General features: G+C 65.5%; 22 protein-coding genes, 1 tRNA gene and 1 pseudogene. 11 read left to right on the top strand and 13 right to left on the bottom strand.

Going from position 1 to position 24,201, the window contains the following annotated elements; all coding sequences use genetic code 11:
* Positions 1 to 176: 176 nt before the first annotated feature.
* Positions 177 to 1,328, top strand: a complete 1,152-nt coding sequence (locus tag ABC969_RS04835) for a hypothetical protein (protein ID WP_345863347.1) — start codon at positions 177 to 179, stop codon at positions 1,326 to 1,328.
* Positions 1,329 to 1,348: 20 nt separating this feature from the next.
* Here ABC969_RS04835 and rplA read toward each other — a convergent pair whose 3' ends face one another.
* Together rplA and rplK are read right to left on the bottom strand one after the other, a co-directional pair.
* Positions 1,349 to 2,041, bottom strand: a complete 693-nt coding sequence (gene rplA, locus ABC969_RS04830; RefSeq protein ID WP_345863345.1) for a 50S ribosomal protein L1 — start codon at positions 2,039 to 2,041, stop codon at positions 1,349 to 1,351.
* Between the two features lie 4 nt (positions 2,042 to 2,045).
* A complete protein-coding gene (gene rplK / locus ABC969_RS04825; protein ID WP_345863343.1) occupies positions 2,046 to 2,477 on the bottom strand; it encodes a 50S ribosomal protein L11 in 432 nt (143 codons plus the stop codon).
* A gap of 449 nt (positions 2,478 to 2,926) precedes the next feature.
* Between rplK and ABC969_RS04820 the strand changes: the two genes are divergently transcribed.
* Both ABC969_RS04820 and ABC969_RS04815 read left to right on the top strand, forming a co-directional pair.
* Entirely contained in the window at positions 2,927 to 3,880 is a 954-nt protein-coding gene (locus ABC969_RS04820) for a hypothetical protein (RefSeq protein ID WP_380808562.1), read from the top strand.
* 204 nt (positions 3,881 to 4,084) lie between these two features.
* Positions 4,085 to 6,373 (top strand): TonB-dependent receptor domain-containing protein, encoded by a 2,289-nt coding sequence (locus tag ABC969_RS04815; protein WP_345863340.1) that lies wholly within the window; start codon positions 4,085 to 4,087, stop codon positions 6,371 to 6,373.
* A gap of 232 nt (positions 6,374 to 6,605) precedes the next feature.
* On the opposite strand, the gene ABC969_RS04810 is transcribed toward ABC969_RS04815, so the two are convergent.
* Together ABC969_RS04810 and ABC969_RS04805 are read right to left on the bottom strand one after the other, a co-directional pair.
* Positions 6,606 to 7,163, bottom strand: a complete 558-nt coding sequence (locus ABC969_RS04810) for an OsmC family protein (protein ID WP_345863338.1) — start codon at positions 7,161 to 7,163, stop codon at positions 6,606 to 6,608.
* A gap of 27 nt (positions 7,164 to 7,190) precedes the next feature.
* Positions 7,191 to 8,102 carry a diiron oxygenase gene (locus ABC969_RS04805; RefSeq protein ID WP_345863337.1) on the bottom strand — a complete coding sequence of 304 codons (912 nt, stop codon included), beginning with the start codon at positions 8,100 to 8,102 and terminating at the stop codon, positions 7,191 to 7,193.
* A gap of 375 nt (positions 8,103 to 8,477) precedes the next feature.
* On the opposite strand from ABC969_RS04805, the gene ABC969_RS04800 reads away from it, so the two are divergent.
* The gene (locus ABC969_RS04800; RefSeq protein WP_345863335.1) at positions 8,478 to 9,455 is read left to right on the top strand and encodes an AraC family transcriptional regulator; all 978 of its coding nucleotides are present in this window, start codon (positions 8,478 to 8,480) and stop codon (positions 9,453 to 9,455) included.
* 125 nt (positions 9,456 to 9,580) lie between these two features.
* On the opposite strand, the gene nusG is transcribed toward ABC969_RS04800, so the two are convergent.
* The 5 genes from nusG to ABC969_RS04775 all read right to left on the bottom strand — a co-directional run bounded on the left by nusG (position 9,581) and on the right by ABC969_RS04775 (position 14,881).
* A complete protein-coding gene (nusG, locus tag ABC969_RS04795; protein WP_345863334.1) occupies positions 9,581 to 10,117 on the bottom strand; it encodes a transcription termination/antitermination protein NusG in 537 nt (178 codons plus the stop codon).
* A 4-nt stretch (positions 10,118 to 10,121) separates the two neighbouring features.
* Positions 10,122 to 10,325: a preprotein translocase subunit SecE gene (secE, locus tag ABC969_RS04790; RefSeq protein ID WP_345863333.1), complete on the bottom strand. Its 204-nt coding sequence runs from the start codon at positions 10,323 to 10,325 to the stop codon at positions 10,122 to 10,124.
* A 187-nt stretch (positions 10,326 to 10,512) separates the two neighbouring features.
* A tRNA-Trp gene (locus ABC969_RS04785) sits at positions 10,513 to 10,589 on the bottom strand.
* Positions 10,590 to 10,632: 43 nt separating this feature from the next.
* Positions 10,633 to 12,984 carry a putative bifunctional diguanylate cyclase/phosphodiesterase gene (locus ABC969_RS04780; protein ID WP_345863332.1) on the bottom strand — a complete coding sequence of 784 codons (2,352 nt, stop codon included), beginning with the start codon at positions 12,982 to 12,984 and terminating at the stop codon, positions 10,633 to 10,635.
* A 118-nt stretch (positions 12,985 to 13,102) separates the two neighbouring features.
* Positions 13,103 to 14,881 (bottom strand): fatty acyl-AMP ligase, encoded by a 1,779-nt coding sequence (locus ABC969_RS04775; protein WP_345863330.1) that lies wholly within the window; start codon positions 14,879 to 14,881, stop codon positions 13,103 to 13,105.
* A 107-nt stretch (positions 14,882 to 14,988) separates the two neighbouring features.
* Between ABC969_RS04775 and ABC969_RS04770 the strand changes: the two genes are divergently transcribed.
* The 6 genes and pseudogenes from ABC969_RS04770 to ABC969_RS04745 all read left to right on the top strand — a co-directional run.
* Positions 14,989 to 15,543, top strand: coding sequence for a regulatory protein RecX (locus tag ABC969_RS04770; protein ID WP_345863328.1), 555 nt, complete (start codon positions 14,989 to 14,991; stop codon positions 15,541 to 15,543).
* A gap of 73 nt (positions 15,544 to 15,616) precedes the next feature.
* Positions 15,617 to 16,207, top strand: a complete 591-nt coding sequence (locus ABC969_RS04765; protein ID WP_345863326.1) for a cold-shock protein — start codon at positions 15,617 to 15,619, stop codon at positions 16,205 to 16,207.
* Positions 16,207 to 16,707, top strand: coding sequence for a DUF192 domain-containing protein (locus ABC969_RS04760; protein WP_380808568.1), 501 nt, complete (start codon positions 16,207 to 16,209; stop codon positions 16,705 to 16,707). Before ABC969_RS04765 ends, ABC969_RS04760 begins: the two co-directional genes overlap by 1 nt.
* A 161-nt stretch (positions 16,708 to 16,868) precedes the next feature.
* The gene (locus tag ABC969_RS04755) at positions 16,869 to 18,326 is read left to right on the top strand and encodes a hypothetical protein (protein WP_345863325.1); all 1,458 of its coding nucleotides are present in this window, start codon (positions 16,869 to 16,871) and stop codon (positions 18,324 to 18,326) included.
* Positions 18,327 to 18,678: 352 nt separating this feature from the next.
* Positions 18,679 to 19,071 (top strand): NADH:ubiquinone oxidoreductase subunit NDUFA12, encoded by a 393-nt coding sequence (locus tag ABC969_RS04750; protein WP_345863323.1) that lies wholly within the window; start codon positions 18,679 to 18,681, stop codon positions 19,069 to 19,071.
* Positions 19,072 to 19,178: 107 nt separating this feature from the next.
* Positions 19,179 to 19,517: pseudogene (locus tag ABC969_RS04745) on the top strand (DUF2155 domain-containing protein); the annotation flags it as partial.
* Between the two features lie 35 nt (positions 19,518 to 19,552).
* Here the strand turns inward: ABC969_RS04745 and aat are convergent.
* Both aat and ABC969_RS04735 read right to left on the bottom strand, forming a co-directional pair.
* Positions 19,553 to 20,320, bottom strand: a complete 768-nt coding sequence (aat, locus tag ABC969_RS04740; protein WP_345863320.1) for a leucyl/phenylalanyl-tRNA--protein transferase — start codon at positions 20,318 to 20,320, stop codon at positions 19,553 to 19,555.
* Positions 20,317 to 21,030 carry a ParA family protein gene (locus tag ABC969_RS04735; RefSeq protein ID WP_345863319.1) on the bottom strand — a complete coding sequence of 238 codons (714 nt, stop codon included), beginning with the start codon at positions 21,028 to 21,030 and terminating at the stop codon, positions 20,317 to 20,319. Before ABC969_RS04735 ends, aat begins: the two co-directional genes overlap by 4 nt.
* 226 nt (positions 21,031 to 21,256) lie before the next feature.
* Between ABC969_RS04735 and bla the strand changes: the two genes are divergently transcribed.
* Positions 21,257 to 22,156 (top strand): subclass B3 metallo-beta-lactamase, encoded by a 900-nt coding sequence (gene bla / locus ABC969_RS04730; protein ID WP_345863317.1) that lies wholly within the window; start codon positions 21,257 to 21,259, stop codon positions 22,154 to 22,156.
* Positions 22,157 to 22,218: 62 nt separating this feature from the next.
* Here bla and ABC969_RS04725 read toward each other — a convergent pair whose 3' ends face one another.
* Positions 22,219 to 22,728 (bottom strand): hypothetical protein, encoded by a 510-nt coding sequence (locus ABC969_RS04725; protein ID WP_345863316.1) that lies wholly within the window; start codon positions 22,726 to 22,728, stop codon positions 22,219 to 22,221.
* Between the two features lie 3 nt (positions 22,729 to 22,731).
* Positions 22,732 to 23,997, bottom strand: a complete 1,266-nt coding sequence (locus ABC969_RS04720; protein WP_345863314.1) for a Y-family DNA polymerase — start codon at positions 23,995 to 23,997, stop codon at positions 22,732 to 22,734.
* Between the last annotated feature and the right edge of the window lie 204 nt (positions 23,998 to 24,201).

Raw genomic sequence — 24,201 nt, 5'->3', positions numbered from 1 at the left:
ATTGTCCTGAACGTGTTCGTTTCGGTCTGATAGAAACCTCATATCAGTTTTATCCCCGTGATGCGCGCATCTATACCGCAGCTGCCAAGGAGATTTTTACAATCCCGATCAATTACGGCACCATATACCATCTATTGCAGGGGGCCGAGTCGGCCGGGTCTTGAGGGAGTGCCGCCGTGCATAACATTGATAGATCGGTTTTGGGTGAAACGCTGCCGACCGAACAGCGCGGGGCGGTGATCGGGCAGGGGAAGATGCTGGGCGGTACCAATTGTCCGGGCATCGCGGTCGATACGTTCGCTATGCCCCCCGGCATGTCGATCCGCTACGATCAGCCCGCCGACGATCTCGCCGATTATATCACCGGCTATCATGTCTATTGCGCGGATACGCGGCATCGCGGGCAGGTCGATTGGTTCCTGCCGGGCGCGGCCAGCATCCGCATTGCCATCGATGCGGAGCCCTTCTCCGTGTCGATCGCGCGGCGCACGTTCGATCCGGTGCCGCAGGTCAGCCTGTTTGGCCCCACCTCGCACGCGCTGCGGGCCGTCACCAATAGCGGCATCCTGATCGGCTTCGGGATCAGCGCGCTGGGCTGGAGCCGGTTGATCGATCAGCCCGCCGCGGTCTTTCGCGATCGCGTCGCGCCGCTCGCCACCGCCGTGGCGGGTGATTTCGGCCCCCGCTTGCACGCCGCGCTGCACGCCACCGATCGGGAGGGGCAGGTCGCCCCCGTGCTCGATGCGCTGCTGCGCGAACAGCTCACGCCGCTGCATCATCCCCGCGGCGCGGCCTGCGTGCAGCGCGATGATGCGCTGGTGCGTCAGTTGATGGCCTTTATCGCGCGTGATGGATCGACCGAGATCGGCCATGTCGCCGCGACGCTCGGGCTCGAGCCGCATGCACTGCGTCGGCTCGCGGTGCGTCATTTCGGTTTTCCGCCCAAGCTGCTGTTGCGCCGGGCGCGGTTCCTGCGGTCGTTCCTGCGGATCCTGGGGCCGGGGCACACGATCGATTATGGTAAGCTCGATCAGAGCTATTTTGATCTGCCGCATTTCCTGCGCGATGCGAACACGTTTCTGGGCACGACCCCGCGGCGCTTCCTCGCGCGCAGCACGCCGTTTCTGGATGCCAGCCTGCGCGCCCGCGCCGCCGTGCTGGGCGCCCCCACCCAGGCGCTGCACGACATCGACGCGCCCAAACCCGGCCAACGAAAAGGGGTCGCGAGCATGGCTCGCGACCCCCTCTACTTCGGCGGGGACGGGCATACGCCTGTCCCCTCGCCTGTGACCAACGCGCCTGCTGCCCAGGGCAGCGCCGGCGCGTAGCGTAAGGCTAGGCGTATCGCTTAGGCAGCAACGACGCCCGCCACATCGACCTTGATGCCCACGCCCATCGTCGAGCTGACGGCGACCTTCTGGACATATTTGCCCTTGGCGCCCGATGGCTTGGCCTTGACGATCGCATCGACCAGCGCGTCGAAATTGGCGCGCAGGTCTTCCGCCGGGAAGCTCGCCTTGCCGATCCCCGAATGGATGATACCGGCCTTTTCGACGCGATATTCGATCTGGCCGCCCTTGGCCGCTTCGACGGCGGCAGCGACGTTCATCGTCACGGTGCCGAGCTTGGGGTTGGGCATCATGCCCTTTGGCCCCAGGATCTTGCCGAGCCGACCGACCACGCCCATCATGTCCGGGGTGGCGATGCAGCGATCGAAATCGATCGTGCCGCCCTGAACGAGCTCCATCAGGTCTTCCGCACCGACCACGTCGGCGCCGGCCGCACGGGCTTCGTCGGCCTTTGCGCCCTTGGCGAACACGCCGACACGCACCGTCTTGCCGGTGCCCTTGGGCAGCGTCACCACGCCGCGGACCATCTGGTCGGCGTGACGCGGATCGACGCCCAGGTTCAGCGCGACTTCGATCGTCTCGTCGAACTTGCTCGTCGCGCCCGATTTGGCCAGCGCGATCGCTTCGTCGATGCCGTGGAGCTTCTCACGATCGATCGTGATTGCCTTCTGCTTCTTGCTCTTGAATGCCATGATCTTAGCCCTCCACCACGTCGAGGCCCATGGCCCGCGCGCTGCCTTCGATGATCTTCGTTGCCGCGGTCAGGTCGTTGGCGTTGAGATCCTTCATCTTCGCGGTCGCGATATCGGCGAGCTGCGAACGCGTGATCTTGCCACCCGAAATCTTGCCCGGCTCCTTCGAGCCCGATTTGATGTTCGCGGCCTTCTTGATCAGATACGATGCCGGCGGCGTCTTGGTCTCGAACGAGAACGAGCGATCGGCATAGACGGTGATCACGGTCGGCAGCGGCGTGCCGGCTTCCTGATCGCCCGTCGAGGCGTTGAACGCCTTGCAGAATTCCATGATGTTCACGCCGCGCTGACCCAGCGCAGGGCCGATCGGCGGGGAGGGGTTGGCCTTGCCTGCAGGAACCTGCAGCTTGATATAGCCGGTAATCTTCTTTGCCATGTGGCAGTCTCACTCTCTAGAGGGCGGCGGCGCACGAAGCGCCCCGCCCGGTTCAAGTTTAGCGGTTCAAGCGACGCCCCCGAAAAGGCGCCTCCCGCACGAATCCACCGATGTCTCGTTGGAAGGGGGCGCGCATACCGCAAAACCCACGCCGCGGCAACATCCGCACCTCCCCCTGCACTTTTTCCCGCGCGTAGCGCAAGCCACTCGTCTCCCCCGCGCCTTCGCGCCTCCGCGTGAACCACCCTTCTCTCTCTCTGCGTCCTCAGCGCCTCTGCGCGAACCAGCCTTCATGTCGCGCAGAGGACGCAGAGGACACGGAGAATCAGGGCGCGCCCGTCATGAGCCGCGCATTGTCTGCGGCGCGCCCTGCGATGGCGGCGCGATGCTGGCCCAATGCTGGCGCAATGTTGGAGCAATGTTGGAAAAGATTTGAGAACAGATCGGGCATGTCGCGCCCTTTCACTCGCCATCAGGCATTGCAGAACGCCGCCTTCCTCGCCGAGCTGCGCCGCACCGGCAACGCGCGGGACGCCGCCCGCACACTCGGCCTCCACCGCAGCACCTTGACCAAACGCCGCGCCAAACACCCCGCCTTCGCCGCCGAGTGGGATGCCGCCCTGGTGATCGCCAACGCCGCGCTAATTGCTCCCCGAGCTCTGCTCGGGGAGGGGGACCACCTGCAGGGTGGTGGAGGGGTAAGCCCCGGAAAGACCGGCTCACCACAGCCCGAACCCCGCCCCACCCGCACAAAGTCCGGCCGCCTCCAACTGCGCCGCGCACAGCCCGGCCGCCTCACTCGCGCCGCCGAACAGGCCTTCCTCGCCGCGCTCGGCGCCACCGCCAACATCCGCCTCGCCGCCGCCGCCGCCGGCTTCACGCACAGCGCCTTCTATCACCGCCGCAACCACAGCCCCGCCTTCGCACGCGAATGGCAATTGGCGCTTGAGCAAGGCTATGACCGGGTCGAGGAAGCCTTGCTCGCCAGCCAGCAGATCGAGGCGCACACCGACGACGCCTGGCGGCACAATGATCCGCCCGCCATGCCCCGCATGACGGTCGCGGAATCGCTGCAATTGCTCTATCTCCACCAGAAGGAAGCGCGGCTCCAGGCCGAGCCCGCGCATATCAAGCGCCGTCGCGGCGAATCCAGCGAGGCGCATTCGCATCGCCAGGCCGCGATGTACCGCGCCAATCAGGAGCGCGAGCGCGAGAAATACCGCCTCGCCGAAGCCGCCCGCGCCGAAGCAGCCGCGCGCAGCCCGCACGAGCCGCCGCCGCCGGTGCTGCCCGCGCTGGATCAGGTGACCGGCTGGAGCAAGGCGCGCGGGCGGGCGCCGCATCAGCAGGGGCGGGCGCTGTTTGGCGGGTGGCGGCTGGGGGATGGCAAGACGCGCGCATGAACGGCAAATATCATGCGCCAGCCATGCCTGCCGCGCCCGGCTAAGCCCCTGAACGGTAAACGATCTTCGGGGCGCGAAAAAAATGTGACATGATTCCGTCAAACGCGCGTCTTCACAGCGCCGTCGATCGGTCATTACGGTGCAACAACAACCGGTCACGCGCCGGGCGAGGCCGAACATCGGCTCGCCAGGGAGATACCGACTATGTCCGTTCGTCTGCACCTGTTCGCAGGGTCGTTCCTGCTTGCCTGCACCTCGACCGCCGCGATCGCGCAAAGCGCCATCGCCGCAGACGGACCCGCGCCGCTCGCCAGCGATGCCGCCGCGGCCACCGATCCGGCCGAGGGCGCCGACATTGTCGTGCTCGGCTTCGGCCAGGCGCGCCAGGTGCAGACGGTCAGCGCGATCGATATCAACCGGCTGACGCCCGGTTCCACGCCGCTCAAAGCGATCAGCAAGCTCCCCGGCGTCAATTATCAGGCGGCGGATGCGTTCGGCGCGTATGAATGGTCGTCGCGCATCACGTTGCGCGGGTTCAACCAGAACCAGCTGGGCTTCACGCTGGATGGCGTGCCGCTGGGTGATATGAGCTATGGCAACGCCAACGGGCTGCACATCAGCCGTGCGATCATTTCGGAAAATCTCGGCACCGCGTCGGTCGCGCAGGGCGCCGGTGCGCTGGGCACGGCGTCGAGCAGCAATCTGGGCGGGACGATCGAATTCACCTCGCTTGCCCCCAGGGACAAGGCCGATATCGTCGCCTCCGGCACCTATGGCAGCGACGAAACGTGGCGCGGCTTCGTCCGGCTCGAAAGCGGTGATCTCACGGGGCAGGGGCTCAAGGGCTATCTCAGCTATGGCTATCTCAAGACCGACAAGTGGAAAGGGTTTGGCGAGCAGCGCCAGCATCAGGTCAATGCCAAGATTGTGCAGGATCTGGGCGACCGGGGCTCGATCACCGGCTTCTTCAACTTCTCCGATCGCCGCGAACAGGATTATCAGGATCTGAGCCTCGGGCTGATCCGGAAATACGGCTATGATCTCGATAATATCTCGAACGATTTCGCGCTCGCCCAGGCCATCGCCACGGCTTACCAGGCGGGCCTGCCGCTGCCCGGGCCTTATGCCACGGTCGATGATGCCTATTTCGATGCCGCCGGCCTGCGCCGCGATTATCTCGCCGGGCTGACGGTCGATAGCCGCTTGACCGAGAATGTCTCGCTCGTGCTGACCGGCTATTATCATGACAATCACGGCCAGGGCCTGTGGTATCTGCCTTACACGCCGACGCCGGGCGGCTCGTCGCTATCGGTGCGCACCACCGAATATGATATCCATCGCGGTGGCGTGCTCGGCCATGTCGCGATCGATACCGGCGCCAACCATCTCGAAATCGGCGGCTGGTATGAATCGAACGATTTCCAGAATGCGCGCCGCTTCTATGGCCTCGCCAACCAGTCGACCGCTTCGCTGCCGACGCTCGAATTCAAGAAGAACCCGTTCGCCACGCAGTTCGACGTGAAATTCAACACCGAGACGATGATGTATTACGTCTCGGATAAATTGACCCTCGGCGATCTCACGCTGTCGGGCGGGTGGAAGGGCCTGCAGGTCAAGAACAAGGCGACGCGTATCGTCGGCACGCTGGCGGCGGGCGAGATCGAGGCGAGGGACTGGTTCCTGCCGCAGGCCGGCGCGCTCTATCATGTCGGCGAGGATGCCGAGCTGTTCGCGACGTTTACGCAGAACATGCGCGCCTTCACCTCGGCGGCGGTCGGCGGCTCGCCCTTCGCCACCACGCAGGCGGGGCTGAACGCGATCCGGGGCACGCTGAAGCCCGAACGCTCGACCAGCTATGAGCTTGGCGGGCGCGTGCGCAGCAGCGGGTTCCAGGCCTCGCTGGCCGGATATTATGTCGATTTCTCCAACCGGTTGCTGTCGCTGCCCAACGGCACGGGCGGTGCGGGCAAACCCACGACGCTGCAGAATGTCGGCTCGGTGCGCAATTACGGCGTGGAGGCAACCGTCATCTACAAGCCGCTGCCCCCCGTGTCGCTGTTCGCCTCCTATTCCTACGGCAAGGCGGAATATCGCGATGACGTGATCAGCAATGTCGCCGGCACGCCGGCCATCGCGACCAAGGGCAAGACCGTGCCGGACAATCCGGAGCATATGGTCAAGGGCGAGGCGGTGTATGACGACGGGCGATTCCTTGCCCGGGTCGGCGCGAACTATATGTCGAAGCGGTACTTCACCTATCTCAACGACCAGTCGGTCAAGGGCCGCGTGCTGGTCGATGCGACGATCGGCTACACGTTCCGCCGCGAAGGCGTGCTCAACGGCGTGGGCATCGAAGGCAGCGTCACCAACCTGACCGATCTCGATTATGTCGGTACAATCGGCTCGAACGGCTTCGGCTTCAGCGGCGACAACCAGACGCTGCTCGCCGGCGCGCCCCGGCAGTTCTTTGTGACGTTGAGAAAAGGCTTCTGAGGTTCGGGGCGCCGCGCGGTATGCCAGCCGACGTACCGCGCGGTGGCCGGCGCTTCATCGTGCCTCGGCGATCACCCGCCGTTGACGCGCGTGAACGGGCCGTCCAGCACCGCCGATCTCATAATCGACCTTCATCTTCTGCCTGGGCGCCGCGGCTTCCTCGCTGTTCAGCATGCCTCCAAGCCACCGCCCACCCGTCTGACGCACGGTCTCCAGCCTCGCGGTTGAATGGTCAGGCGAGGCGGCCGCACATCTCGATCGGCCGCGCCAGATTGAAGTAATTGGGCGAGGTCGCCATGACGGCCTCGTGGATCGCCTCATACTGATCCCGGCTGCCGTCGCCCTCGAGCGTGACGGTGTAATTGAGCCGCCGATATCCGGGCGGCACCGCATCGTCTAAACCAAGAAAGCCGCGCAGGTCGAGCTGGCCGTCGGTGTCGATCCGACACGTGGTCAGCGTGATACCGCGCAACGACGCCTGGGCGACATAGCCAACCGTCATGCACGCATTGACGGCCGTCATCAGCAACTCCTGCGGGTTGGGTGCCTGATTGGTGCCGAGCAGCTCGATCGGCTCGTCGGCGACGATGGTGAAGGCGCGCGCGATCTCCTGCCCGGCGAGCCGAAAGCTTTCCACGGTGGTTCGCGACCGCGTCTGGCCGGTCCAGTCGGTCCGGACGCGGAACTCCACAATGCCGAGGTCGGGATTGGCCTCGATGGCGGCGACGGTTTCCCCCAGCGCGGCAAGGTCGATGCCGTTGACTGATCGCTGTATCGTGGTGTCGAGCATGTCGTGGTTCCTTTCCAGAGTGACAGTTCAGCAGAAGGCGGGGGCGATGGCGGCGACCCGGTCGTGGGCATCGGGCGACAGCGCAGCGAGCGTGCCCAGCACCTTGGGGTGAGTCATGCCGGAGCCGATATAGGTCCAGCGCAATGCCTGATGCTGCGCGCTGGCCAGCGCATCGCGTTGCGCAGGCGCCAGCGCGCGGCCGGTGGCGCGTTCGAGCGCATCGAGGTTGAGCCCGGCCTGCGCCTGCAGGCCCGCGTCAAGAAAAGCGCCGAGCGCGAGGTAGCCGTCGACCGCAGCCGCGATGCCGGCGGCGTCGCGACCATCGGCCAGCGCCTCGACCATAAGCATATCGAGCCTGGCGTGCTGCGCCTCCTCGATCCAGTGGTGCTTCAACAGGCTTTTGAAGAGCGGATCCAGCGCGTGATCATCGCGTATGCTCTCGACATAATGGCGCTGGCTCATCCATTCGATATGGAGAACCAGCAGCGCTACCGAGAGCGGATCGTGGCGCAGTACTTCGGCGGCGATCACGCCCGGCGGTCCGATGACCTCACAGGGGCTGCCGAAGCCATCGGTGAAGCGCTGATGGAATAGCTTGAACAGGTGGATGTGTTTTGCCTCTTCGCCGGCGAAGTTGAGCAGTGCGCGGACGCGGTGATCATCACCATCCAGTTGCGGGCGGGCATGATCGAGCACGAACGGGAGGATGAATTCCTCGACCAGTCCGAACATCGACAGATATTCATGCGCGCGCACATGATTGAGCGTGCGCTGCTCGGGCGCGCTGAGCGCTTCCGCAGCGGCCGATCGTGCCAGCGATTCCGGCAGGAAAGCGCAGGAAAAGTCGAGCATGGCGCCGGTCGGAAGGACATCCTCGATCTGCCATGCCGAACGCAGCGATGTGGCAAGCACGTCGCCAAAGGTGAAGCTGTGCTTCATATTCTGTCTCCCATGATGTCTCAGGCCCAGAGCGGCCGGGGTATGACGGGTTGGATCGCGCCCATCACGACGACGGTGGCGCTCAAGACAGTCACACCACTGATGAAGCTCAAGACAAGTAAAAGGGCATGACGAAGTGCGCGTAATTTGCTGTGGAACATTCACTTTTCTCCGTGATTGCCTGTAGCGACGCCTCGAATTCGACGGCCATAGTGCTATTCTTCAGTAGTCAAGGCCCGGATCGGTGGCGGCCAACATTGGCCGCGCCGCCCGTTGGCGTTGTAATGGCTTTTACCGCGCGCTGCCGTGCCGTAGAATGACCACGACGCCGTGACCGTTGATCGAGACGCCGGAAGTGGACGGTGGAGATGCTGCATGGATACGCTGAACGCTATCGTGTCATCGATGAAATTGTCGGGGAGTGTATTTCTCTCTGCCGAGTTCAGCAGCCCCTGGTGCGTCACGTCGTGCATTCACCCGTCGGATTGCGCCGCCTATTTCCCCGAACCTCGGCACGTTATTTCGTACCATTATGTCCAGTCAGGCGAGCTTCTGTGTTCGGTGGCGACGGGCGCGCCGGCGCGGATCGCGGCAGGCCAGATCCTGCTATTGCCGCGCAACGATCGGCATCTGCTGGGTAGTGATCTCTCGATGGGTGCGATCGACGCGCGTGACCTTGTCATCCCGCAGGGCGACGGTCAGATGCTCCGCATCAAGCATGGCGGGGGTGGTGAGCGGACGCGAATCCTGTGCGGCTTTCTCGGCACGCTAACGCCGGTCGATCCGTTCCTGCTGAGTTTGCCCAGTATCCTCGTGATCGATGCGTCCGAAGGCGCCAGCGGTGCGTGGCTCGCGAGTTCGATCCGCTTTGCGTCGGAAGGGGGGCATGGCTCCCCCGAGTTGGTAAGCCGGCTCGCAGAACTGCTTTTTGCCGAAGCCGTGAGGCAGTATCTGGAAGCGTTGCCGCCCGGGCAGAGCGGCTGGCTGGATGGGTTGCGCGACCCGCATGTCAGCTGCGCGCTGGGCCTCGTCCACGCCCGCTATGCCGAAGATTGGACGACCGACACGCTGGCGCGACAGGCCGGCTTGTCGCGCTCCGCCTTTGCGGAACGATTTACCCGCTTTCTGGGCGATCCGCCGATGCGGTACCTCGCGCGGCACCGCATGAGCGTCGCCGCCGACCTGCTGAAAGACGGTCGTCACAGTGTCTGCAACGTCGCCTATTCGATCGGCTTCAATTCGGAAGCCGCTTTCAATCGAGCGTTCAAGAAAGAGTTCGGCGTGCCGCCCGGAGCCTGGAGAAGTGGCTGCAGGGGCACCCCGTCGCCAGCGCGATTGCCGGCCGACGGGTAGCCGAAATAGCATTCCGCCAGGGCCACCGGCATTTCCACGGCAAGGATTCAGCGTCGCGCCTGGGGGCAATATGGCACAGGATCAACCTGCGCTGATCCTGTGCAATCGCTGCGTAAGGCGCAGCCTTACTTGGCGCGCTCGACTTGCTCGAATTCCAGTTCCACCGGCGTCGCGCGGCCGAAGATCGACACGCTGACCTTGACGCGGCTGCGATCGAAATCGAGTTCCTCGACGATGCCGTTGAAGCTCGCGAACGGGCCGTCCAGTACCTTGACCGAATCGCCGATCTCGTAATCGACCTTCATCTTCTGCTTCGGCGCGGCGGCGGCTTCTTCCTTGCTGTTCAGCATGCGCGCGGCCTCGGCCTCGCTGATCGCCTGCGGCTTGCCCATGCTGCCGAGGAAGCCCGTCACCTTGGGGGTGTTCTTGACGAGGTGATAGACGTCGTCGGTCATGTTCAGCTTGGCCAGCACATAGCCCGGCATGAACTTGCGCTCGACGGCGATCTTCTTGCCGCGGCGCGCCTCGGTGATCGTCTCGGTCGGCACTTCGATCTGTTCGACGAGTTGCTCGAGCCCCATGCGCGTCGCTTCGGCCATGATCGCGTCGCGAACCTTGCCCTCGAAGCCGGAATAAGCGTGAATGATGTACCAGCGCGACATGATCTCAACCCTTGGTAGCGAGCGACAGCAGCAGCTTGACGATCCCGTCGAACATCTTGTCGATGCCGAAGAAGAAGATCGCCAGGATCGTCGTCATGATCATCACCATCACGCCGGTCATCACGGTTTCCTTGCGCGTCGGCCACACGACCTTCTTGGTCTCGGCCTGGACCTGACGGATGAACTCGATCGGTGTCGTTTTCGCCACGGTGCTGGTACTCGTTTGCTAAAAATGCCGCATCTGCGGGGCAGAGACCGCCGACCGGTGCCTCAAGAGGAACCGGCGAAAGTCTCATCCTCGCTATCGGATGGGTGATGCATCTAGCGCCGCGGGGGGGCGAACGCAAGCGCGCGGTGTCCCGGGGGGCAGGTGCTATACGTGGCGGGGAGGGGGATGGCAGGGGAGCACGGACTCGAACCGTGGGCCTTCGGTTTTGGAGACCGACGCTCTAACCAACTGAGCTACACCCCTATCCCCCCGCCATACCCAGCAATGGTGCGCTTCGCAAGCGCTGTCAGGCGGCGGCGCGGCGGCCGCGGCTGGCGATGGTGCGCGCTTCCGCCACCGGCAGCGGGCGGCCGAAATAATAACCTTGCACCTTGGTGCAGCCGAGCTGTTGCACCATGACATGTTCGTCTTCGGTTTCCACGCCCTCGGCGGTGGTGGCCATGCCCAGGCTGCCGGCCAAGGCGACCACTGCCCGTATGATCGCCACCGCTTCGGGGGCGCCGCCCGCGGCTTGCGTCACGAAGCTGCGATCGATCTTGATCGAGGAAAAGCGCGTGCGGCTAAGATAGCCGAGCGAGCTGTACCCGGTGCCGAAATCGTCAAGGCTGAGCCGCACGCCCATATCGAGGATCTTTTCCAGTACGCGCACCGCGCACGTGCCTTCGCGCATGAACACGCTTTCGGTGACTTCCAGTTCAAGCCGCTCGGCGGGCAGGCCGCTGTTCGCCAATGCCGAGGCGACGACCGTGACGAACGCCGGGTTGTACAATTGTTCGGGCGATACGTTGACCGCCACGCGCACCGGATCGTCCCAGCGCGCCGCTTCGGCGCACGCGCTGCGCAATACCCACTCGCCGATCGGCGCGATCATGTGGGTTTCTTCTGCCAGTGGCACGAATTTGGTTGGCGGGATTGCGCCGAATTGGGGATGCGTCCAGCGTAGCAGCGCCTCGAACCCGGTCAGCGCGCCGGTGCGCGCATCGACCACCGGCTGGTAATGGAGGTGCATCTCGTTATTGTTGAGCGCCTGGCGCAGCGCGAGTTCGAGCACGCGGCGTTCCTCGGCGTCGACATGCAGTTGTGGTTCGTAGCAATGGAACGTCCCGCCGCCGGCGTCCTTGGAGCGGTACAACGCCAGATCGGCCGAACGGATCAGCATCTCCGTGGTGCGCCCGTCGCGCGGGCCGACGGCGATGCCGATGCTGGCGCCAATAAACAAGGTATGCGCGTCGATCTCGTAAGGGCGCGAGAGCGTGTCGATGATCAAGCGGGCAAGCTTTTCCAGGCGCTCCAGCGAGCTCGCATCGCGCACCACCACGGCGAATTCGTCGCCGCCAAGGCGTCCGATCATCTCGTTTTCGGTCACCAACTGGCCCAGCCGCTCGGACACGCGGCCCAGCAGGCGATCGCCGATCGGGTGGCCGAGCGTGTCGTTAATGGCTTTGAAGCGATCCAGATCGATCATCATGAACGCGCACCGGCTGCTCCATTTTTCCGCGTCGCCCATCGCCCGCCCCAGCGCTTCGTTGATCAGCAGCCGGTTGGGCAGGCCGGTCAACGTGTCGAAACGCGCCATGCGATTGATCTTGTCGGTCGAGGCGCGCTGCTCCGTCACGTCCGAGCCGACGCCGCGAAAGCCGACAAACGCGCCGCTTTCGTCGAACCGTGGTGACGCCGCGATCGACCACCAGCGCTCTTCCTCCCCCACCGGCACGGCCAGCACCAGATCACGAAACGGCTCGCGGCCTTTCAATTTTTCCGACAGCAGCCGCAGGCCCGCCGTGAAATTGCCGGCCTCCCAAGTTCTCCCGGCCAGCACCTGCAGAAAGGGCATGCCGTTGACGGTAACCGGATCGAGCCCCACCGAATGCGCGAAGCGTGGGCTGGCGCGCACGATGGTGCGTTGCGCGTCGATTTCCCACAGCCAGTCGGCGCTATGGTCTTCGAATTCGCGCAGCAACAAGCTGATCGTGTCGTCGCGTTCGGCAAGCGCCAGCTCGCTGGCCCGGATGATGACGAGCGCGCGCGCGCGGGAAAAGCAACCAATCAGCAGCAAGGCGGTGAAAACGGTGATCGCGGCGGCAAATGTCGGCCCCGCGATCAGCCCCATCATGATCGCCGCGGCGCTGCCCAGAATGAGCAGGAAACTGATCGTTGCGAGCGGGAGCGCCGCCAACGACAGGGCGGACGCGGTCATCAGCACGGCGACCACCATCAATAGGCCGAACGCGCTATCGGCGTCGCCGCGCAACCCGACCGCCAATGGCGGGATCGCCCAGACGATCGCCAGCGCGGTTGCGTCCATCACCGAGGCGCGCAACTCACGCACCGTTGCGCTATGGCCGCTGCGACGGCGCCCCGCGCGCCGGCGCAGGCTTACCGCGATGGCGACGATGCCCATCATGATGGTCCAGCCGATCACCGCCCCGGCGGGTAGGACGGGCATCAGCAGCCACGCCACCAGCGCTGCGGCAAGGAGGTTGGCGCCGAGCAAAGCAGCGGCGAGAGCACCGCCGCCGTTCAATTGCGCGGCGCGAATCGCGCCCCATTCATGGGAGTCGGCTGGGTCGTACAGCCCGAGCAACGCGCGAGCGTCGATCCGCGGGGGTGCAAAATGGGGGCTGGGCTGCGTGTTCACCCGCTTGCCATACGCGACGCAGGTTAGCGGATCGTTAGAATAATCAGCAAATCGGATCGAATATTGCGAATTGTACGTTTAATTTGTCACTTCGCGATACCGCTGGAAAGCGATGTCGTCAGGCCGCGATATCATAGGGCTTGATGTCACCGCTCAGATACAGGTTGCGCGCCTTGGCGCGGCTCAATTTGCCCGAGCTGGTGCGCGGCAGCGTGCGCGGCGGGATCAGTTCGATCACGCAGTTCATGCCGGTGACCGAGCGGACGCGCTCGCGAATTTCCTCGCGCAGCCGGATGCGTTCGGCATCGTCCGAGCTGCGGCATTGAACCAGAACGGCGGGAGTTTCTTCGCCGCCAGGCGTCGTGATCGCGAAGGCGGCAATGTCGCCGGCCTTGAAGCCGGGCAATTGCTCGACCGCCCATTCGATGTCCTGCGGCCAATGGTTGCGGCCGTTGACGATGATCATGTCCTTGGCGCGGCCGACGATGTAGATATAGCCGTCGCTGAGATACCCCATGTCGCCGGTGTCGAGCCAGCCGCGTCCGTTGGAATCGGGGGCCATGCACGCCGCCGTTGCCGCCTCATCGCGGAAGTAACCCACCATCAGCGAAGGCCCGGTGCACCATACCTTGCCGATCGCGCGCTCGGGCAGCGGTGTGCCGTCTTCCTCACGGATTTCGATCGTCATGTCGCGCGCGGGCTTGCCGCAATTGACGATCGCGCGGAAGCGCTGCGGGCGATCCTGCCCGGCGGCCACGCCCGACAATTGCGTCTCCTCGACCAGTTCGACGCGGATCCCTTCGCCCGGCGGCATGATCGACACGGCCAGCGTCGCCTCGGCCAGGCCGTAGCTCGGCAGGAAGGCGCTGGCCTTGAACCCGGCATCAGCAAAGGCATCGACGAAGCTTTGCATCACGTCCGGCCGGATCATGTCGGCGCCATTGCCGGCGACGCGCCAGCGCGACAGATCGAAGCGGTCCGCCGCCTTGATCTGCGTGGAGATGCGGCGCGCGCAGATATCGTAGCCGAAGGTCGGCGAATAAGAGAGCGTGGTGCCGGCGTTGCGGCTGATCAGATCGAGCCAGGCAAGCGGGCGGCGCGCGAAATCCTCGGTCTTGAGATAATCGGTCGATACCTGGTTGGCCACCGGCGACAGGAAACAGCCGACCAGCCCCATGTCATGATACCAGGGCAGCCAGGAAACGCAGCGATCGCTGTCGACCACTTCCATGCCATGGCTGTGCGCGGCGAGATTGTTGAGCAGCGCATGGTGCGTGATGGCGACGCCATGCGGAAAGCGCGTCGAGCCGCTGGAATATTGCAGATACGCAACATCGCTGCCGCGCGCCTGGGGCAGCGCGACGTCGGGCGCGGCACGCGCGGCAAAATCGACCCAGTCGATCCCTTCGACACCGGCGCCGCGCGCGGCGGCGCCGGCCATCTCGGCCAGTTCGGGCGGGTAGACCAGCATCGTCGGATCGCAGCTGGAAAGCTGCACGCGCAGCTGCTCGATATAGGATTCCTTGCCGCCGAACGACGTCGGCAGCGGCAGCGGTACGGGCCAGGCGCCGGCATAGACCACGCCGAAGAACAAAGCGGCGAATTCCGGCCCGGTCTCGGCGACCAGCGCGATGCGGTCTTCGGGCGTAATCCCGGCAGCGATCAGGCGGCGCGCCATGGCCAGCGCATCGCGGCGCATCTCGGCGAACGGATAGGCGCGCACCAGCGTGCCGCGCGCATCGTGGAAATTCAGCCCGCGCTGGCCACTGGCGGCATAGTCCAGCGCCGCGCCCAGCGTGTCGAAATCGGCGAAACGCCGCGGCAACGGATCGGCGGTCGGGGTGGCGATCGGTGCCGCCACGTGCCCATCATCCTGCTGCAAAACGTCTTTCGTCATATTCTTACGCCCTTGGTGGCGGATCATGCCGCCGAAATTCCCAAATCATGCGCAATACACACCGCGCGCGTTCAAAATCCATGCCGACTGTGGCACAATGATGGCGCATGCCTGCTTACCCCTCTCGATCCGCCCCCAGGGAGCGCCGCCCGGTGCCGCCACTTGATGCCGCCGCGCTCGAGCGGCTGGCGCTGCGTTATGTCGAGCGCTTCGCCACCACGCGCGGCCGTCTGGTCGATTATCTCCTGCGCAAGATCCGCGAACGCGGGTGGGACGGGGCGGCGGCGGACCCGGTGGCGCTGGCCGAGAAATTGGCCGAACTCGGCTATATCGATGATCGCGCATTTGGTGAGGCGCGTGCTGCCGCGATGGCGCGGCGCGGGCTGGGGCAGCGCCGTGTCAGCGCCACCTTGCGCCAGGCCGGGATTGCCGAGGACGACGCCGCCGCGCTGGCGCCCGCGATCGAGGATCGCGCGCTGCAGGCGGCGCTGACTTTTGCCCGCAAAAAACGCATCGGGCCGTTCGCGCTGGCCGTGCCGGATCGCGCGGTGCGGGAGAAGCAGATCGGCGCGATGATCCGTGGCGGGCATGATTTTACGCTGGCGCGGCGCATCGCCACCATGGCGCCGGGCGCGCCGATTGAGGAATTGTCTCAAGATTGAAACGTAAATTGCGTGTGAGGGCCTTTTTTCTCAGGGGCCAGCCGTGCTAAGAACCGTTTTGGGGGAATTGACCATGCGTTCTACTGCGCAGCAGGCTGTTGGGGGCCACACTGGCGAGCCGGTACTGGCCGAGCCCGGCGGAGACGTGTCTTCCGCCGCAAGGCCTTATGCCGGCACACTAAAATGGTTCGATGTCACGCGCGGTTTTGGGTTCGTGGTGGGCGATGAACCGGGCGTGGGCGATATCCTGATTCACTTTTCGGTGTTGCAGCCGCACGGCCGCCGCAGCCTGCCCGAGGGCGCGCGCGTCGAATGCCTCGCGGCACCGCGCGATCGCGGGCTGCAGGCGACCGAGATCCTGTCGATCGATCTCAGCAACGCGGTCGAGCCCCCGGTGCGCGCCCGCCCGTCGGGCGACCGGGTCGACCCCACCGGGCTGCTCGATCAGGCCGGGCCATTCGAGGGCGCGAGCATCAAATGGTTTAATCGGTTGAAGGGCTACGGCTTCCTGGTGCGCGATAGCGATTCGTCAGATATCTTCGTGCATATGGAAACGCTGCGCCGCGCGGGGGTTATCGATATCGAACCCGCGCAACGGCTGCGCGCGCGGATCGTCGACGGGCGCAAGGGCCCGTTGGCGGTCGAGGTCGAAGAGGACAGCTAATGATCGTTCGCCGGATGATGCTCGCGCTCGCGCTTGGCGGGGCGATGCTCGCGGCCGCGTGTGAGCCAAGTGATCCCGGATCGACGGCCGGCGTGGCGCAAGCCAAGCTGCCGCTGACGATCACCAGTGCCGGCGGCGCGCATGGCTTTTCCGTCGAACTGGCCAAGACCGCGGCGCAGCAGGAAAAGGGCCTGATGTTCCGCACCGGTATCCCGGCGGATGAGGGCATGCTGTTCGCGCCGTATCCGCCCGAGGGCGGCCCGCCGCGCGAGGCGAGTTTCTGGATGAAGAACACGCCCAGCAGCCTCGACATCATCTTCATCCGCGCCGACGGCACGATCGCGCGGATCGCCGAAAATACCGTGCCCTTTTCCGAAACGCCCGTGGCCTCGGGCGAGCCCGTGGCGGCGGTGCTGGAGTTGAATGGCGGCCGTGCCAGCGCGTTGGGCATCGCCGAGGGCGATCGCGTGCGCTGGCCGGGCGGGCCCGCGGCGGAATGAGGCGCGGCGGCGAGTTGCCGATCCGCGGCCGCGGCGAACGCTAGCAGACCGAACGAGGCAGAGGCAGAAGTCGTTGAACAGCGGCGTGGCGTGTCGCGCCGATGGTGCGTGCTTCGCGCGCCCTAACCAATCCGCAACCTGCATGGTCTATCCGGGCGTTCATGCCCGCTTTGTCCCCCGTCGTCCCGCGCACGCCTGTGTCTCCGTTCTGGCTGGTCGTGCTGGTCGCCGGCGTCGCGCTGATCCTGCAGGCCGTGTCGTCGCTCGATTGCGACGTCTCCTGGCTGCTCACCGCGGCGGAGCGGGTGATCGATGGCGCCACGTTGTACCGCGATATCGAGGAAGTGAACCCACCGGCCTCGGTGCTGCTCTATATGCCGTTCGTGGCGCTGGCGCGCAGGCTGGCCATGCCCGTGGAGCCGCTAACGGTCGTGGCCATCACCGTGCTGGCGGCCTTCTCGATCGCCCAGGCGGGGCGGCTGCTCGATCCGCCTGCGGCTGCGCGCGGGTGGCTCGCGGCGGTTGCGGCAGGCGTGCTGCTGGTGCTCCCCGCGGATGTTTTTGCGCAGCGCGAGCATGTCGCGCTGATTGCCAGCCTGCCGATGCTCGCGCTGCTCGTGGCGCGCAGCGAGGGCCGCGACGTCCGCACGCGCGATGCTTTGAGCGCCGGGCTGGGCGCGGGGATCATGGTCGTGATCAAGCCGCATCTCGTGCTGGCGCTGCTCCCCGTGCTCGCCTCGGCGATCGCGCGGCGCGGCACGTTTTGGCGTGTGCTGGGCGTCGAGTGGCTGGCCTTTGCCATGGTGTGCACGGTCTATGCGGTCGTGGTGCTGTGCGTCTTCCCGCACTATCTGGCCGACATGGTGCCGCTGCTGCGGCTCGTCTATCTGCCCGGGCGCGATAGCTGGGCGCATTTGCTGTTGGGCACGATGGTGCTGATCCCGGCCGTGGCGGGCGCGCTCACCGTGCGGCTCGCGCGCAATCGGGTCGCGCCGCCGGCGATGGTGGCATTGCTTGCCGCCGCCGGGCTGGTGATCGCCGCGCTGGTTCAGGGCAAAGGGTATCTCAATCACGGCTATCCCGCGGTTGCACTGGCGTTGCTGGCGGTCGCGCTGCAGCTCGTGCGGCCCGGGCCGGGCCGACGCTTCGGTGCGCTATGCGGCATGATCTTGGCGCTTATCGCTTTGTTCGAGTATGCCCGCGTGCCCGAGCCTTATGCGCTGCGCGATGCGGTCGTCGGCATCGCGCCGGCGCATCCCAGGCTGATCGGCGTGTCGACCGATTTTGCGTTGGGCCATCCGCTGACGCGCTGGGTGCAGGGGCGCTGGGTCGGGCGGCGCGGCAGCCTGTGGGTCACCGGCAATGCGCGCCAGCAGCTGAGAGAATCCGGGCTGACCCCGGCGCGCCGCGCCGCCTTCGTGCGTGCCGAAGCGGAGGATGCCGCGATGCTTGCGGCGGACATCGTACGCGGCCGGCCCGATATCGTGCTGGTCGATGACGAGCCCGGCACGGCCTGGATCGGCGAGCATCCCCGGCTTGTCCGGGCCATGGCGGCGTATCGCCCGGCGGCGCGGGTGGGGGCGATCGTGTTGTGGGTACCGCGCTTTGCCCACCAATGATCCTCCCGGCCAGGGGGAGGATTGTGGCAAACGCCGTGGCGGGTCACCACGACGTCAACCTCCTTGCAATGTTGGATTTCATGTGAAATTCTCGTCACGATCTTTGACATCGTCGGTCCGCCAACCGCTACGCTCGCGTCTGCTGCCCCTGCGCGGTGCCTCGCCGGGGCGTAGGTGACGCGCAGGCGACGCGTAGCGCGCGCGTCAGCGTGCATAGGACGTGCTTCCCCGGCGCCTGCGGCACAAAACGTCGCCAGCGTGTCAACTTTCTCAACATTCGCCATCGCTGCCCGCGCGTCCCGCGTATTTGACGAATTGCCAGAGCCCCACTCGCCCGGCTATTGGCGTGCGCATGGGCATAAATCTCAATCCATTCACCTGGTGGAACGGCGCCACGATCGGCACCTGGTTCGGCCTGCGCGGCAAGGTCGTGGTCGGCGAGGATTCGCTGGGCAACGTCTATTATCAGGGCGGCAGCGATACCAACGGCAATCCGCGGCGCTGGGTGATCTATAACGGCGCCAATGATGCGAGCCGCGTCGCGCCCGAATGGTTCAGCTGGTTGCATCATCAGGTCGATGATCTGCCCGATCGCGCGCTGCCCGCCGCGCGCGCGTGGGAGCAGCCGGCCATGGCCAACATGACCGGCACGCCGCTTGCCTATCGGCCCGCCGGCGCGCTTGAAAAGGGCGGGAAGCGTTCCGCTGCCACCGGCGATTACGAAGCCTGGACGCCGGACGCGTGAATTTGCAGCGCTGGCTGGGGGTGACGGCGCTGGTCGCCGGGCTCGGCGCGGCTGGCTATTATGGCTATGAACAGCTGCAGGATCACCCTGCCGCGGTGCAGCCCGATATGCGCCCCGATATTCGCACCGCGCTGGACGAGGCGCCGCAGGCGAACGACGTGACCACGGTGGATGTGTCGGGCGGGCCGGACCCATCGCTCGGCGCGACGCCGATGGCGCAGCGCGTGGCGGTGCTGGGGCTGCTCAACAAGCGCAATGGCATCGCGCGCGAGGTGACGTTGAAGCCGGGTCAGGCGGTGCGCATCGGCGATGTGGTGATCCGGCTGCGCGCGTGCGAGCGCACCGCGCCGTGGGAGCAGCAGCCCTATACCGGGGCGTTCGTGCAACTCGATGTCGCCGGTACCGATCGGCAGTTTCGCCGGGTCTTTTCGGGCTGGCTCTATAAGGAACGGCCGGGGCTGAACGTCGTGCCGCACCCGGTCTACGATGTGTGGACCAAGAGCTGCGCGATGACCTTCCCCGAGGGGGGGCCGAATACGGTGAGCGGTGGGGCGGGTAGCGCGAACGGCACCGCGGCACCGCGATCGAGCGCGAAGAAGTCGCCGGCGGCATCTGTCGCGCCGGTCGCGCCCGCGCCGACCACGCCCGAGATCGCGCCGGACAGCAGCCCGAGATAGGCGCGGCGCGGAATCTCGATCGCGCCCAATGAGGCGAGATGATCGGTCATGAACTGGCAATCGAGCAGGCTGAACCCGCCGACGCGCAGCCGCGCGACCAAAGCGGCGATCGCCACTTTGGAGGCATCGCGCGCGCGGCTGACCATCGATTCGCCGAAAAATGCGCGCCCCAGCGCCAGGCCATAAAGTCCGCCAGCGAGCCGCTCGCCTTCCCACACTTCGATCGAATGGGCAAAGCCCTGCGCATGCAATTGGAGATAGACCTCTTCGATCTGCCCATTGATCCACGTGTCGGGGCGGTCCTCGGCGGCTTCGGCGCAGAGCTGGATGATGTCGGCAAAGGCCTGGTCCGCGGTGATCCGGAAACGATCGGCGGACAGTGTCTTGCGTAGTGATTTGGACAGATGAAAGCGATCAAGCGGCAGGATCGCGCGGTCCTTCGGCTCGACCCAGTGAATGCTGCGCGCATCGCGCGCATCGGCCATCGGAAACACGCCGATGGCATAAGCGCCGAGCACCATCTGCGGATCGAGCGGTGCGGCATCGGGTGTGGCACGTCCCGAGCGCCTCATGCCGCCAGGCGCTTTTCGATGTCTTGCCAGAGCCGCGCAAAGGCCTGGCCGCCGGCCGATCGCCCGGCAAAGCTGCCGACCGGCGCGCGCCGGACAGTCATCGATTCGATCACGCTGGCCATGGGGATGACCGGCCAGTCGGGGTGGCGTGCGAGCGCGTCGGCATGGAGCTTGCGGCGCTTGTCGACCATCGAATGGACCGGCAGCAACTGCGCCTTGGCGCCGAGATGCCGTTCCACCTCGGCGAAGGCGCGTTCGGAAAGCGGCGAGGGGATCACCGGCACGACGATCAGATCCGCCGCGCGCATCACCTGATCGCTGGTTTCGGTGAGGCCGGGGGGGCAATCGAGCAGCACGCGGTCATAGCTTTTGCGCAGCCCCGTGAGCAATTTGGCCAGCCGCTTCTTCTTGTCGAGCGTGTGAAACAGCAGATCGAGCCCGCGCAGCGAGGCATCGGCAGGCAGCAGATCGAGCCGCTCGATCTCGGTGCGACGGATCAGTTTCTCGGGCTCGAGATCCCTGGAGAACACCGCCTGCGCCTGTTCCTTGGCCCGTGCTCCCGACAGCAGATAGCTGGAGGCAGCCTGCGGATCGAGATCCCACAACAGGGTGCGCCGCGACGACTGCGTGGCCGCTGCCCAGGCGAGATTGACGGCAAGCGTGGTTTTCCCGACACCGCCCTTGAGGCTGTAGATAGCGATCGTCGACATGGCCGTATCGTGGCGGAGCAATTGGGCAGGCGCAAGACGGTCGGCATGCCTAAACGGCCGCGTGATCGTGCGCGATGGCTTCGGTGATCCAGCCGCGGAACGCCGTCATGGCAGGCGTGTCGGGCTGCTGTCGAGAAATGATGCTTGGTCACGATCCGCTGTTAGAGGCAATTTACCGATATTGATCCGGGTGAGGTGAGCGATGAGACGGATAGCGTGGCGCGGCATGAGCTTGGTTGGGGTGCTGGCGGTAGCGGGGGCGGGGGGCGCCGCATCCAACGGCGATGATCCGTTGCTGCGCCCGATCGCGGGCGATTATGCCGCGCGCTGGTTGTCTCCTCAGCCGCCGACGCGCATCTTCGGTAACAGCTATCTGGTCGGCTTCGGTGGCCTCAATGTCGCGCTGATCCGCACGCAGGCGGGGCTGATCCTGATCGACGGGGCAGTGCCCCAGGCAGTGCCGGCGATCGAGCGCAATATTCGCGCGCTTGGCTTCAAGCTCGGCGACGTCAAATATATTCTCAGCACCGAACCGCATTACGATCATGCCGGCGGCCTCGCAGCGCTGGCCCGCGATACCGGAGCGACGGTGGTGGCGAGCGGCGCGGCGGCGGCGGTGTTGCGGCGCGGGCGAAGTGGGGCGGGCGATCCGCAGGCGGCACAACTGCCGCCATTCCCGCCGGTTCAGCGGCTACGCATCGTGCGCGATGGCGCGCAGCTGAAGCTGGGTGACACGATCGTCACCGCGCATGCGACGCCCGGGCATACCGCCGGCAGCATGAGCTGGGCGTGGCGATCGTGCGAGGGCGCTCAGTGTGCCGCGGTGGTATTTGCCTCCAGCCTCAATCCGGTGGCGGCGGAGGGTTACCGCTTCTCCGATCCGGCGCATGCGGCGGTGGTGGCGGCATTTCGCGGGACGTTCGCGACGTTGCGGGCGATGCCCTGCGACATCCTGCTGACGGCACATCCCGACCAGTCGGGCGGTGACGTCGCCTTTGCGCGCTTGCAGCAGCAACGGACGCCGAACCCGTTTGTGGATCCGGGGGCCTGCCGAGCCTATGTCAGAAAATTTGAGCGGCTGCTCGATAAGCGCTTGGCCAAAGAGCGCGGTATGCCGCGCGGCTGATAAGCGGCAAAAAAAGCCAGCGGATCGCTCCGCCGGCCGATATTGTCGTCAACCGTGTGCGATCAGCCCTTGCAGGTGAAATCGCCCTTGCCCGGCTGGGTGATCTTGGCGCTGGTCGGCGTGCCGGTCAGCGTCCAGCCTTCGCCGGTCAGCGGCTCGCCCGCGGTCGCCGCAGTGACGGTGACCGGGGTGCCGCCCTTTTCGGTGCGCACGCGCGCCTGCTTGTCGCCTTCAAAGAAGGTGACGAAGAACAGCACGTTGCCCGGCTGGCAGCGCATCGACTTCTCGGCCTTGATCGCCGGCGGCAGTTCGACGGGCGCGCGGTTCGCGATCGCTGCGGCCTGCGGGTCTTCAGACACGCTGGAGACGACCTCGGGGGTCTTGTTGTCACAAGCCGTCAGCGCCAGGAGCGCGACAGCGGCGAGGCTGGGGAGCATGATTTTCATTACGGCCGCTGCTTCGCGCACGCGAAGGAAAACGTCAAGCGCAGGTACGGAAACCGTGCGTTTGATCGTGTGCAGTGCAATAATTATTGCTTTTGTTTGCGGCTCGTTGAGGCGCCGCCGCGCCACCGCCTATTCGTGAAATTCATCGAGATCGGGAATGCGGCCAAAAGCGATCTTGGTGCCGACGCGATCGATGCGGCCGCCCGATTGCGGGCCGAGGCTGACCGCGTTGCGACCGAACTTCTCGTTGATGCGATCCATTGCCCGACTGAGCGATAAGGTGCGCGTTTCGCGCGCCAGCGGATCGTCAGGATCGAGCAGGCCGAACAGGCTGGCCTGTTCCGCGCCGACCGGCTCGATCTCAGACAAGGTAACGCCGATCATGCGGATCTGGAAATCACCCGGCCGCGCGCGTCCGGCGGCAACCAATTGCGGGAACAGCGCGTCCAGCGCGGCGAGCACGGCGAAGCTATCCTGCGTGGGGGAAAGCTTGCGGCTGGCGCGCCACGACGATTTATCATGCTCGAAGCGGGCGTGGAGCACGAGCAGGCGGCTGCGATAGCCCTTGCGGCGCAGCCGGCTGGTGGCCTTGAGCGCAAGCCGGCGCGCGGTGAGCCGCACCGGCTCGACCCCGCGCTTGCCCGGCGAGAGCACGTGGCTGTGCCCGATGCTGCGGCTCTGCGTAGCCTTTTCGGGCAGATCGACGCCGTGGAGCAGATACCACAGCCGATCGCCATTGGTGCCGCCCCAGGCGCTGCCGGCGTCGCGCGGGCGGCGCTCGCAATATTGCCTAATGTCGTTGATGCCGTCCTGCGCCAGGCGCCGCTCCATCTTCGCGCCGATGCCGCAGATATCGCGCAGCGGCATGTCGTAAAGCCGCTGCGGCAGCGATTCGGCGTGGAGCACGATCAGCCCGTCGGGCTTCTGCATGTCCGACGCCAGCTTGGCGAGCAACCGGTTGGGGGCGATGCCGACCGAACTGGTCAGACATTCGCCGATATTGGCGCGGATCCCCGCCTTGATGCGGTGCGCAAGCGCAGTGGCTGCCTCCAGGCTGTTCTCGTTATCGAGCAGGCGACAGGCGACTTCATCGATCGAACAGACCTTGGTGACCGGGATGTGGCGCCAGATCTCCGCAACGATGGCGTCATGGAAAATGACATATTGATCATGGCGGGCAGGGGTGACGATCAGATCACGGCACAGCCGCTTTGCCTCCCACACCGGCGTGCCGGTGGAAATGCCGTAGCGTTTGGCCTCGATGCTGGCGGCAATCGCCACGGTGGTGTCGCTGTCGACCGGCGCGACGAGAATCGGTTTGCCGCGGAGCGCGGGATCGAGCTGCTGCTCGACGCTGGCGAAATAGGAATTGAGATCCAGGAACAGCCAGCGCAACGGGCGCGGTGGAAAGGAGTGCGCGACGGGCGGAAAGTCACGAAAGTCGCACGGACTCGCGTGCGCGCGCGCAACTGCGCACGAATCCTGAGGCAGCGGAGTGGCGTACGACTCGATCAAACGGTCCATAGCAGAACAATAGCAGAACATATGGCGGTAGGACAGTGGCGCGCGCCGGGCGCAGTCATCATCCGGAAACGTGAA

This window comes from Sphingomonas qilianensis, assembly GCF_039614825.1.
Lineage (GTDB): Bacteria > Pseudomonadota > Alphaproteobacteria > Sphingomonadales > Sphingomonadaceae > Sphingomonas > Sphingomonas qilianensis.
This window is presented reverse-complemented; position numbering and strand designations above follow the sequence as displayed.